The organism is Clostridium thermobutyricum DSM 4928 (genome assembly GCF_002050515.1).
GTDB lineage: Bacteria > Bacillota > Clostridia > Clostridiales > Clostridiaceae > Clostridium > Clostridium thermobutyricum.
On the sequence record NZ_LTAY01000103.1, the window covers coordinates 20,961 to 33,009 of the forward strand.

The 12,049-nt window shown below is 28.2% G+C and carries 11 protein-coding genes; 1 reads left to right on the forward strand and 10 read right to left on the reverse strand.

Translation table 11 applies throughout. The annotated features are described in order from the left end of the window. Position 1 precedes the first annotated feature (1 nt). Positions 2-1,102, reverse strand: a complete 1,101-nt coding sequence (gene rpoD / locus CLTHE_RS15185) for an RNA polymerase sigma factor RpoD (RefSeq protein ID WP_002597924.1) — start codon at positions 1,100-1,102, stop codon at positions 2-4. A 31-nt stretch (positions 1,103-1,133) separates the two neighbouring features. Beyond that, positions 1,134-2,909, reverse strand: coding sequence for a DNA primase (gene dnaG, locus CLTHE_RS15190; RefSeq protein ID WP_080024135.1), 1,776 nt, complete (start codon positions 2,907-2,909; stop codon positions 1,134-1,136). A gap of 443 nt (positions 2,910-3,352) precedes the next feature. Here dnaG and CLTHE_RS15195 point away from each other — a divergent pair, with 443 nt between their 5' ends. Continuing rightward, positions 3,353-4,417: a CotS family spore coat protein gene (locus CLTHE_RS15195; protein ID WP_080024136.1), complete on the forward strand. Its 1,065-nt coding sequence runs from the start codon at positions 3,353-3,355 to the stop codon at positions 4,415-4,417. A gap of 41 nt (positions 4,418-4,458) precedes the next feature. Here CLTHE_RS15195 and ppdK read toward each other — a convergent pair whose 3' ends face one another. The 8 genes from ppdK to ybeY all read right to left on the reverse strand — a co-directional run bounded on the left by ppdK (position 4,459) and on the right by ybeY (position 12,026). Beyond that, a complete protein-coding gene (gene ppdK / locus CLTHE_RS15200; RefSeq protein WP_080024137.1) occupies positions 4,459-7,086 on the reverse strand; it encodes a pyruvate, phosphate dikinase in 2,628 nt (875 codons plus the stop codon). Positions 7,087-7,155: 69 nt separating this feature from the next. Next, positions 7,156-7,785 (reverse strand): transcriptional regulator CcpN, encoded by a 630-nt coding sequence (ccpN, locus tag CLTHE_RS15205; RefSeq protein ID WP_002597928.1) that lies wholly within the window; start codon positions 7,783-7,785, stop codon positions 7,156-7,158. A gap of 206 nt (positions 7,786-7,991) precedes the next feature. Next, entirely contained in the window at positions 7,992-8,648 is a 657-nt protein-coding gene (locus tag CLTHE_RS15210) for a DUF4342 domain-containing protein (protein WP_080024138.1), read from the reverse strand. Between the two features lie 6 nt (positions 8,649-8,654). Further along, positions 8,655-9,395 carry a DNA repair protein RecO gene (gene recO, locus CLTHE_RS15215; RefSeq protein ID WP_080024139.1) on the reverse strand — a complete coding sequence of 247 codons (741 nt, stop codon included), beginning with the start codon at positions 9,393-9,395 and terminating at the stop codon, positions 8,655-8,657. A gap of 20 nt (positions 9,396-9,415) precedes the next feature. Next, positions 9,416-10,306 (reverse strand): GTPase Era, encoded by an 891-nt coding sequence (era, locus tag CLTHE_RS15220; protein WP_002597931.1) that lies wholly within the window; start codon positions 10,304-10,306, stop codon positions 9,416-9,418. A 9-nt stretch (positions 10,307-10,315) separates the two neighbouring features. Next, a complete protein-coding gene (locus tag CLTHE_RS15225) occupies positions 10,316-10,714 on the reverse strand; it encodes a cytidine deaminase (RefSeq protein WP_080024140.1) in 399 nt (132 codons plus the stop codon). A gap of 99 nt (positions 10,715-10,813) precedes the next feature. Further along, complete coding sequence (locus CLTHE_RS15230) at positions 10,814-11,512, reverse strand: diacylglycerol kinase (RefSeq protein WP_080024141.1); 699 nt, start codon at positions 11,510-11,512, stop codon at positions 10,814-10,816. A 13-nt stretch (positions 11,513-11,525) separates the two neighbouring features. Further along, entirely contained in the window at positions 11,526-12,026 is a 501-nt protein-coding gene (ybeY, locus tag CLTHE_RS15235) for an rRNA maturation RNase YbeY (protein ID WP_080024142.1), read from the reverse strand. Positions 12,027-12,049: the final 23 nt, after the last annotated feature.

The following is a 12,049-nucleotide window of genomic DNA, read 5'->3' on the forward strand; positions in this document are numbered from 1 at the left end:
TTTAGTCTAGATAATCTTTAAGCTTTTTGCTTCTTGATGGATGTCTAAGCTTTCTTAAAGCCTTTGCTTCAATTTGTCTTATTCTTTCTCTAGTTACATTAAATTCTTTTCCTACTTCTTCTAATGTTCTAGCTCTTCCATCATCTAAACCAAATCTTAATCTTAATACTTTTTCTTCTCTTGGAGTTAAAGTATCAAGAACATTTATAAGTTGTTCTTTTAACATTGTAAATGCTGCTGCCTCTGCTGGAGCTGGAGCATCATCATCTGGGATAAAGTCTCCTAAATGACTATCTTCTTCTTCTCCAATAGGAGTTTCAAGAGAAACTGGCTCTTGAGCAATTTTTTGTATTTCCCTAACTTTTTCAACTGGTAATTCCATTACTTTTGATATTTCTTCTGGGAATGGATCTCTTCCAAGCTCTTGAAGTAATTGTCTTTGAACTCTTATAAGTTTATTTATAGTTTCTACCATATGTACTGGTATTCTTATTGTTCTGGCTTGGTCTGCAATAGCTCTTGTTATCGCCTGTCTAATCCACCATGTAGCATATGTTGAAAATTTGAATCCTTTTCTATAATCAAATTTTTCAACAGCTTTTATAAGACCTAAGTTACCCTCTTGTATTAAATCTAAGAATAACATTCCTCTTCCTACATATCTTTTTGCTATACTTACAACAAGTCTAAGGTTTGCTTCTGCTAATTTTTTCTTAGCATATTGGCTTCCTTCTTCAATTTTTCTAGCTAATTCCATTTCTTCTTCTGAAGATAATAGAGGAACTTTACCAATTTCTTTAAGATACATTCTAACTGGATCATCTATAGCTATACCTTCTGGTATACTTAAATCTAATTCTTCCTCTTCTTCCTCTTCTTTAGCTGATGGTTCACCAATTACTTCAATTCCCATTGATTCAAGAACTTCATATATCTTTTCAATTTGATCTGGAGATAATTCTATATTATCTATTTCATCCATTATTTCTTTATATGATAATGTACCATTTTTCTTTCCTTTATCAATTAAATTTTTGACAACCGTCATTTTATTATTTTTTTCTTTTTTATCGTCTTTTTTTACCTTTGTTTTTTCTACCATATTCTTGTTGCCTCCTTCCGTCACAGCCAAATTAACCTCTCTCTAATCCTTTTAGCTCAGCATTTAACCTATTAAGCTCTGACGCTAATTTTATAGATTCCTCAAAGTTTCCATTCTTCTCTGATTCTTTAAGTTTCATTTTTATATTTTGTATATCTTCTTTCAACTTAAAGGATTTAATCTCATTTATATTATCAAGTATAAGTTTTCTTTTATCATTAGCTTCTAAAATTTTAAATTCTTTTATTTTAACCCATTCTTGTGAAGAATTGGGGTCATCACAAAAAGTTTCTATATATGAATTTATATTTTCAACTTTTTCATTCATACCTTTTTTTATTATTTTAAATAATTTTTTATTTTCTTCTCTATTAAAATTTTCTTCGCTAATTTTTGATATTATTTTGCTATAAAATTCTTCTATTAGCATTAACTTTATAATTGTTCTCTCTGCTTTTACATATGCTGGTTCTACATATAATTTTGTTCCAATTTCTTCCTTTTTATACATATTCCCCTCATTTTTTTCATTTCTTTGCATTTGTATAAGATCATATAAAGATTGTTCTTTAATTCCTGTATCTTCCGAAATAGATTTTATATATATATCTTTTTCTACTGGATTTAAATTGCTAATTATAGTTGCTACCCTATTTCCATATTTTACTACAGACTGTTGATCTTTAAAATTTATTCCTTCTTTGGCTTTTTTAAGTCTATACCCAATTAAAGTTTCAGCTTCATTTACTAGCTTCATAAAAGAATCCTTACCATTATTTCTTACAAATTCATCAGGATCTTTTCCCTCTGGTATTTGCAATACTCTAACATCAAACCCAGCTTCTTTTAATATCTCCAGCCCTCTAAGCGTTGCTGTTTGCCCTGCAACATCAGCATCATAAGAAATTATAACCTTATCCGCATAACGTTTTAGAAGTCTAGCTTGCTTAATTGTTAAAGCAGTACCTAATGATGCTACTACATTATGTATTCCATATTGATTTAAACTTATTAAATCCATATATCCTTCCACCATAATGAAATATCTATCTTTTATATTATTCTTTATTGCAAAATTTAATCCATATAAATTTGTTCCTTTTTGGAATATAAGTGTTTCTGGTGAATTTAAATATTTTGGTTTAGAATCATCTAAAACTCTTCCTCCAAATCCAATGACACGCCCTTTAGCATCAAAAACTGGGAACATTACTCTATTTCTGAACCTATCATAAATGGTTCCTTTTTTCTCACTTTTTAAAACTAAGCCCACTTCTAAAAGCAAATTGTCATTGAAACCTTTCTTATTTAGATACATTCTTAAATTATGCCATCCATCTTTAGCATAACCTAGCCCAAATCGTTTAATGGTTATTTCACTTATACCTCTTCTTAGAAAATAGTTTTTTTTCTCTTTATCATTTTGTAAATTAGAGAAAAAATACCTAGCCGCTTCTACGTTTATCTTATATAGTAGCGATTTCTTTTTAACTAATTTATCATCTTCATCTCCACCTAAATTCAATGGAATATTAGCTTTTTCAGCTAATAATTTACAGGCTTCTATGAAATTAAGATTTTTCTGTTTCATAACAAAAGTTAAAACATTACCTGCCTCACCACATCCAAAACATTTATATATCTGTTTATCTTGAGATACACTAAATGAAGGTGACTTTTCATGATGAAAAGGACAAATCCCCATATAATTTCTTCCTGAACGTTTAAGCCTTACTGTTTCTGAAATAACATCAACAATATCATTCTCATTTTTTATTCTCTCAATAGTTTCCTCTGAAATTCGCAAGGAGATCCCTCCTTCCTAATCAAATTTATTTTGCAACTCATATATTATTCGACATTTTTTTCTCTTTTCCTTCTTTATTAATATATTTTTTATATTTTAATATATTTTTTGCTTTAATTATTTATTCTTCTTCTTTTATAAAAATCCTTCTTTTTTATTTTTATAATTTTATCTTTCCTAATTTTATCCGTTTTATTCCTAATTTTAGTAATTTTCAATTTTATTTTTTTATTTTAATTCAATTGTCAAGCTCTAAGTTTATAAATATTTAATATTTTTTAACTCTATATTCATTTATTCTATATTTATCTCTTAATTCCTCTAAATATTACTAGTATTTATTATTTGCAAAATAATATTTTTTTATTATTTAAAATTTGTAATTCTATTTCTCTATATAAACAACATAGAATATAGTAATAATATTATTTAGGAGACTATTTATGAAAAAATTTTCTGATGAAATTTCTAATGATATTTTTAGTGAAGAAAGAATTAGATATAAAGTTCTTAATCATTACGGATTAGAAAATTCAAATATTACAATAATAAAATTTAAAGATACAGACAAACAGAGAATCGTATTTAAAATAACTTATAAAAATAAATCTTATTGCTTAAAAAAAGTTTACTTTGATGAAAAAAATCTTCTTTTTGTATATTCAGCTTTAGAATGGTTATCTAAAAATAATATACATACCCCTAAACTTTTAGATACTTTAGATGGAAATAAATATGTCAATTATAACGGAATGCTATTCATATTAACTATTTGGATTGATGGAATAAAATGTAGTTTTGATGAAACTTCCCATGTTTTAACAGCAGTTCGTCAATTAGCCTATGCACATAAGTGCTCTAAAAACTTCACTCCAATAAAAGGAAGTAAAAAAAGAGAAGGTTTGACTGATATTTACATAACAACCTTAAAACATTTTAATCAAATATTGCTTTCTTATAATTATTCAATAAAAACAAAAGATCATTTTTCCGAAATTTTTTTAGAATTTTTCGATGTAAATTTAGAAATTGCTAAATTTTCTTTAGAAATAGCTAGTAATATAAATAATAACAACTTATCTAAATCTCTTTGTCATGGTGACTATGTAAGTAAAAATCTTCTCTTTGATAAAGATGATAATATTTGGCTTATAGATTTGGATAAATGTAAATATGAATATTCTATGCAAGATTTTGGTTATTTTTTGAGAAGACTTCTTAGACGAGATAAAACAGCTTGGAATATCGAGCTAGCATTACGACTTTTTAGAGAGTATAATGAAGCAAATAAAATGTCTACTGATGATTTTAGATATCTTATTTCATATATTTGTTTTCCTCAAAAGTATTGGAAAATATCAAGGGATTATTATAGAAATAAAAATAAATGCAATAAAAAATTATTTGTAGATATGCTTTTAAAAGCCACAGATAAAACTCCTTCCCATTTATTGTTTGTTAAAAATATTAAGTCAAGAATTGAAAATGAATACAATATAAAACTATAAAAAGCTTCACCAAATAGGTGAAGCTTCTTTTTTTATTTTAATTATCTTTTATTATTTACTTGTGCTTGTGCTGCTGCAAGTCTTGCAAGTGGAACTCTAAATGGTGAACATGATACATAATCTAATCCTATTTTATGGAAGAATTCAACTGATGAAGGATCTCCTCCATGTTCTCCGCATATTCCAAGTTTTATATCACTTCTAGTAGCTCTACCTTTTTCAGCTGCCATTTTTACTAATTGACCAACACCATTTTGATCTAATTTAGCAAATGGATCTTGTTCATATATTTTTCTATCATAATAAGCATTTAAGAATTTAGCTGCATCATCTCTTGAGAATCCAAATGTCATTTGAGTTAAGTCATTTGTTCCAAATGAGAAGAATTCAGCTTCTTCTGCTATTCTGTCTGCAGTTAATGCTGCTCTTGGAATTTCTATCATTGTTCCAACTTTATAATCTAATTTAGTTCCTTTTTCATTCATAACAGCTTCAGCAGTTTTAACTACTATGTCTTTAACAAATTTAAGTTCTTTAACTTCTCCAATTAAAGGAATCATTATTTCTGGAACTACATCATATCCTCTTTCAACTTTAACAGCTATTGCAGCTTCTATTATAGCTCTTGTTTGCATTTCTGCAATTTCTGGATAAGTAACTGCAAGTCTACAACCTCTATGTCCCATCATTGGATTAAATTCATGTTTCTCTTCTACTGCATTTTTAATTTCTTCTATATCTATATTTAATTCTTTAGCAAGAGATAACTTGTCCTCTTCTGAATGAGGTAAGAATTCATGTAGTGGTGGATCTAAAAGTCTTATTGTAGCTGGCATTCCCTTTAATGCTTCATATATAGCTATAAAATCAGCTCTTTGCATTGGTAATATCTTATCTAGAGCTTTTCTTCTATCTTCTTCATTTTTAGCTATAATCATTTCTCTAACAGCTAATATTCTATCTTCTGCAAAAAACATATGCTCTGTTCTACAAAGTCCTATTCCTTCAGCTCCAAACTCAACTGCTTGTTTTGCATCTCTTGGTGTATCAGCATTAGTTCTAACTTTTAATTTTCTTATTTCATCAACCCATGACATAAATGTTGCAAAATGTCCTGTTATTTCTGGAGTTACAGTTTTTATCTTTTCTCCATATATATTACCTGTTGTTCCATCTATTGATATGAAATCTTCAGAAGTATAAACTTTTCCTCCTACTTCTAAAGTTTTATTCTCCTCATTTATTTTTATTTCTCCACATCCTGCTACACAACAAGTCCCCATTCCTCTAGCAACAACTGCTGCATGTGAAGTCATTCCTCCTCTTACAGTTAAAATACCTTCTGCTGCAATCATTCCTTCAATATCTTCTGGTGATGTCTCAAGTCTAGCTAATACCACTGCTTCTCCATTTGCAGCTCTTTCTTTAGCTTCTTCTGCAGTAAATGCAATTTTACCACATGCTGCACCTGGTGAAGCTGGAAGTCCTTTAGCTATTGGAGTAGCTTTTTTTAAATCCTCATCATAGAAAGCTGGATGTAATAAAGTATCAAGCTGTTTTGGTTCAACTTTTAGTATAGCTTCTTCTTTAGTAATCATTCCTGATTCTACTAAATCAACTGCTATTTTAAGAGCTGCTGGAGCAGTTCTCTTACCATTTCTTGTTTGTAAGAAATAAAGTTTTCCTTCTTCTATAGTCATTTCCATATCTTGCATATCTCTATAGTGATTTTCTAATTTATTTACTATATCAATAAACTCTTTATATAATTCTGGATTTTGTTCTTCTAATTTTGAGATTGGAAGTGGTGTTCTTATACCTGCAACAACATCTTCACCTTGTGCATTCATTAAGTATTCACCATAAATTTCATTATCTCCATTAGCTGGGTTTCTTGAGAATACAACTCCCGTTCCAGAAGTTTCTCCTTTATTTCCAAACACCATTTGTTGAACGTTTACAGCAGTTCCCCACTCTCCTGGTATATCATTTAATCTTCTATATACTATTGCTCTTGGATTATCCCATGATCTAAATACAGCTGTAACTGATTCTATTAACTGTAATTTTGGATCTTGTGGGAAATCTTCACCTTTTTCCTTTTTATATATTTCTTTATATTGATTAACTAATTCTTTTAAGTCTTCAGCAGTTAAATCTGTATCATCTTTAACTCCTCTTTTTTCTTTCATTTCATCAATTTTATCTTCAAATAATCTTTTTTCTACATCCATAACTACATCTGAAAACATTTGAATAAATCTTCTATATGAATCATATGCAAATCTTGGATTATTTGTAAGCTTTGCCATAGCTTCTACAGCTTCATCATTTAAACCTAAGTTTAATATTGTATCCATCATTCCAGGCATTGAAACTCTAGCTCCTGATCTTACTGATACAAGTAATGGATTTTCAGTGCTTCCAAATTCTTTTCCTGTTTCTTTTTCAAGTTCTTTCATACATTTTTCAATTTCTTCTATGATTGATGCTGAAATAACTTTTCCATCTTCATAATATTTATTACAAGCCTCTGTAGTAACTGTAAACCCTTGTGGAACTGGTATTCCAAGCTGTGTCATTACAGAAAGGTTTGCCCCTTTACCTCCTAGAAGATTTTTCATTGACCCATTACCTTCTTTAAAAAGGTAAACGTACTTTTTCTCCATCTCAATACTCCTCCGTTCAATACTTAAGTTATATACTATCGAGGGCTTTTAGCCCTCGTAGCTACCCATTTATTTTTTCCCAAGCTTAACGAATAATTTTGTGATATTGGTTTTAGAAACTTTACCTAAGATTTTATATTGCTCCTTATCATCTACCATAGTTTTTTCTACTATAGGAATACTATCTATTTCATGCTCGATTATTTTTGTAGCAAGCACATATGCAGAGTCTTCCTTTGAAGCACATATTATATTTGGCATTCTTGTCATAATAACTCCTACAGGAACTTTATGAATATCTGTTCCACCAATTGCAATTTTAAGAAAATCTTTTCTAGAAACTGCCCCTGTTAAGAATCCTCCATTTTCTACAAATAATGTTCCTACATCATTTAGAAATAGGTATACAATTGCATCATAAACTGTAGTCTCTTCACCTACAACTGAAGGCTTTGACATAATTTCGCCAACTTTTATCTCATTTATATATTCATTTACAAGACTACTTTTAGGTTTATCTGAATATACATAACCTACTTTAGGTCTAGCATCTAAAGCACCTATCATTGTTAATATTGCTAAGTCGGCTCTTAGTGCAGCTCTAGTCACTCCTAATTTTTCTGCTAGTGCTTCACTCGTAATTGGCTGTCCTTCTTTAACTAATCTTATAATCTCTTCTTGCCTTTCTGATAACTTCAAATTTATCCCTCTTTCTTTATTATGAGAGTAAATATTCAGATAATTCAGATTTATCGGAATCTTTGTTACATTCTAATTATACCATTAATTCCTTTTTTTTCTATATCTGAATTTTTCTGTTTTTCTCTGTTTCCTTTAATATATATCCATTATAACAGATTAACTCTTTATAGATTCTTTTATCTATAATTTACTTTATTTTACAGCTATTCTTCATCAAACTTAACTGTATAAGTGTAAACAGTATCATCACCTGAATAAACTTTACTTTTATTCTCATTTTTATATTTCATATCATTTCTTACATCTGACAATTTCTCTTTTACGTCCATAGCAGTTTGAGTAGCTTTTTCTTTTACTTCACTAGCTACAACAGTTGCTTTTTCCATGACTTCATCTGCCATCTTTTTAACATATTTATTTACTACTTCAACACTTCCATCACATTTAGTTATTTCTATTGTAATTTTTGTAGCTACAGCTGCTATAACTCCAAATGCTAAAAATGCAGGAATTATAGCAGCTATTACCATAGCTGATATACCAGCATTTACTGGAATATCTAAAATTACAACTTCGTCTTTCTTTATTTTTATTCTACTTACATTACCTTTTTCAATTACTTTCTTTATCCATGTTTTAAAGTCTTCAACTGAACAAGTAGATGCTTCGTTATAATAATACTCATTTGATGCTTCAGATTTTAATTGTGCATATGTACTTTTAGCACCTTTTGTTTCTAAAGCTATTATCGCTTCTAATACATCTCCATTTGCCTCTATTAAAGCATCTTTAGCATCTTTATAGCTTACACCTAGTCTTTCTACTATCTTATCAATTTTTTCTAATGTAATATCCATCATAAATCATCACTCCTTAATATAATTTAACATCTCTAAACTTTTTGGCTTTCTTGAATAATTAGTTGATATAAAATATATGTTTATTTTTTCAATTTGCTTTTTTATATCATCTGATAATTTCATCATATATATTCTACTTGCATCAATCTTATTTAAAAATTTTAAAGCTGCATATGCTTCTTTAGATATATGAATACTATGGTCTTTATTACAATTTTCACAAATTCCACCATAGCTTTGTAAATTTATATACTTTGAAGTTCTAATTTTCCTTTTGCAAATAGAACATGTTTCAAGATTTATTCCATATCCAGTTGCTTTTAATAGTTTAAGTTCAAATGATCTTATTAAAAGCTCATAGTCTATTGCATCTGTATCTAAAAGATATAAAGTTTTAATAAATTCTATATACAAGTTCTTGTCTATTTCTCCATCTTCTAAACCTATATCTATAAGTTCACAAACATAAGATGCATATGTTAATTTATCTAAATTGCTCATTAATCCTTTAAAAGAATTTATTATCTTTCCTTCTTGAAGATTAAAAAGGTTTTTTCCTTTAAATACCACATAATCACTATAACAAAGAGGAGATGTTACCGAAAATAATCTACTTTTATTTTTTTTTGATCCTTTTGCTATAGCTGTAATTTTTCCAAGCTCCTCTGTATAAATCCAGAGAAGCTTATCATTTTCTTTATAATCAGCTGATTTTATTATTACTCCACTGGTTTTAAATAAAGACATTTTAAAGCTCCCAACAAACTTTATTTTACGTTTTTATAACCTAACTCTTTTAATAAGTTATTATTATCACGCCATTCTTTTCTTACTTTAACCCAAAGTTTTAGCATAACTTTAGTTCTTAAAAATCTTTCTAATTCATATCTTGAAGTTTCCCCTATCTTTTTAAGAACTGCTCCGTTTTTCCCAATTATTATTCCTTTATGTGAATCTTTTTCACAAATTATATCTGCTTCTATATGATATATACCTTTTTCATTCTTTTTCATTCTTATTATGTCTACTGCAATTCCATGAGGAACTTCATCTCTTAAACATCTTAATGCTTTCTCTCTTACTATTTCTGATACAACAAATCTTTCTTGAACATCTGTTATCATATCATCTGGATAATATTTAGGTCCTTCGGGTAATTTATCTACCATTAATTTAAGTAAAGTATCTACGTTTTTCCCTTTTATCGCTGATATAGGAATTATTTCATCAAATTCAAAAGCTTTTGAATATTTAGATAATGTTTCTGCAACTTTATCTTGTGTAAATTCATCAACTTTATTTAAAACTAAAAATATTGGACATTGTTTTCCTTTTAGACTTTCTAAAATAAAGCTATCTCCTTTACCTAATTCTCCATCTGGATTAGTTAAGAAAAGGATTAAATCAACATCTTTTGTTGAGTCTTTAGCTGAGTTTACCATGTATTCTCCTAATTTATGTTTAGGCTTGTGTATACCTGGTGTATCAACAAACACCATTTGATAATCATCTGTTGTCTTTATTGTTTGAATATTATTTCTTGTTGTCTGTGGTTTATTAGATACAATAGAAAGTTTTTCTCCCATGATATAGTTCATAAGTGTTGATTTTCCTACATTTGGTCTTCCTACTATTGATACAAATCCTGATTTAAACATTATTTCCTCCTACTCAAGATCTTTTCTAGTAAAGCTTCCTGGCATTAATTCATCTAAAGTTTTTACTAAATAATCTGTTTCATTTTTTACTATATATACTTTAATATCTCCATTTTCTGCAAATTCACTCATTACCTGTCTACACATACCACAAGGATAAGTGTATCCGTTTAAATCTCCAATTAAAGCAATTGCTTTTAATTTTGTATTTCCTTTTGATACAGCAGTAAAAATAGCTGTTCTTTCTGCACATATTGTAGCCCCGAAAGAAGCATTTTCAATATTACATCCTGTATAAATTTCACCATCTTCAAATAATACAGCCGCTCCAACTTTAAAATTTGAATATGGACAATAAGCGTTCTCTCTTGCTTTTATAGCCTCTTTTATAAGTATTTTTTCTTTCATAAAAAAACCTCCCCTAGCCTTAAGTATATACTATTTTTATTTATTGTGCATAATATTATATCATTATTTTTATTAATAACAATATTTATTTTATATTTCTTATCTAAAAATAGTAAAAATTAATATTGTTATTAGCATACCAAATATAGCTCCAACTACAACTTCAAAAAGCGAGTGAACTTCCGCATCTACTCTACTTTGTGCTGTAATAAATGCCATTAAAAAGCTTAACATCATACAAATTGGCTCTTCTGTTATAAATGAAATTGCTGTTGCTATTGAAAAAGCCAATGCACTATGTCCACTAGGCATTCCACCTTTTAATGGTGTTCCTTCTCCAAAAATAGCTTTTGCAATTATTGTAGCTATACTAACTATTACAAGTAATATAAATATTGTATGTGGTTCTGATTCTTTTATTTTATTTAAAAGTATATAAGATAAATTACTTAATTTATCCCAAAATATTATATACCCAACTAAAACTGCATTTAATGCTGTTACTACTACTGCTCCTGCTGCTACATTTTTAGCTATTTTAGCTAAAGGATGATAATAATTTGTATTCATATCTATTACTGCTTCGATTGCCGTATTAAAAAGCTCTGCTCCTATAACCATTGCAATTGTTATTGCAAGTATTAACATTTCTATTTTCGATATGTCAAAGAAAAGACATAAAATTAAAACTAATAATGTTACACACATATGTATTTTCATATTTCTTTGCGTTCTCACAGTGTATATAATTCCATCTATTGCATAATTAAAACTATCTACTATTTTTTTTAATTTCATGTCTATCCACCCTCTATCTTCTAATATCTAATTTATTTAATATTTCTTCTTCTCTTTTTCTCATTATAACTTTTTCTTCTTCTATCATATGATCATACCCTAATAAATGAAGTATTGAATGAACTATAAGATAAAAAACTTCTCTTTCATAACTATGATTATATTCCTTTGATTGCTCTAAAGCTTTCTCAAGTGATAGAACAATATCTCCTAACACAAGTTCTTCTCCATCTAAATATACTTCATCAAATTCTTTTTCTTTATATACATCTTTGAAAACTTTTCCTTTTGGATAATCTAGCATTGGAAATGAAAGTACATCTGTAGCCTTATCTATATTTCTAGTATCATTATTTATTTCTCTTATCTCATCATTATTAACAAGAACTAATGATACTTCACATTCATTCTCTACCTCTTCTTCTTTTAAAGCAAAATAAATTACTTTTTCCATATCTTTTATTAATTCTTCACTTACTTTTATTTCTTCTTGTCTGTTGTCTAAATAAATCATCTTTTACTCCTTATTTATATATA

What these genes read in the sequence shown, in the direction of transcription:
- rpoD (WP_002597924.1), bottom strand. Translation starts at nt 1,102, where the DNA reads ATGGTAGAAAAAACAAAGGTAAAAAAAGACGATAAAAAAGAAAAAAAT.
- CLTHE_RS15195 (WP_080024136.1), top strand. Translation starts at nt 3,353, where the DNA reads ATGAAAAAATTTTCTGATGAAATTTCTAATGATATTTTTAGTGAAGAA.
- ppdK (WP_080024137.1), bottom strand. Translation starts at nt 7,086, where the DNA reads ATGGAGAAAAAGTACGTTTACCTTTTTAAAGAAGGTAATGGGTCAATG.
- CLTHE_RS15210 (WP_080024138.1), bottom strand. Translation starts at nt 8,648, where the DNA reads ATGATGGATATTACATTAGAAAAAATTGATAAGATAGTAGAAAGACTA.
- recO (WP_080024139.1), bottom strand. Translation starts at nt 9,395, where the DNA reads ATGTCTTTATTTAAAACCAGTGGAGTAATAATAAAATCAGCTGATTAT.
- era (WP_002597931.1), bottom strand. Translation starts at nt 10,306, where the DNA reads ATGTTTAAATCAGGATTTGTATCAATAGTAGGAAGACCAAATGTAGGA.
- CLTHE_RS15225 (WP_080024140.1), bottom strand. Translation starts at nt 10,714, where the DNA reads ATGAAAGAAAAAATACTTATAAAAGAGGCTATAAAAGCAAGAGAGAAC.
- CLTHE_RS15230 (WP_080024141.1), bottom strand. Translation starts at nt 11,512, where the DNA reads ATGAAATTAAAAAAAATAGTAGATAGTTTTAATTATGCAATAGATGGA.
- ybeY (WP_080024142.1), bottom strand. Translation starts at nt 12,026, where the DNA reads ATGATTTATTTAGACAACAGACAAGAAGAAATAAAAGTAAGTGAAGAA.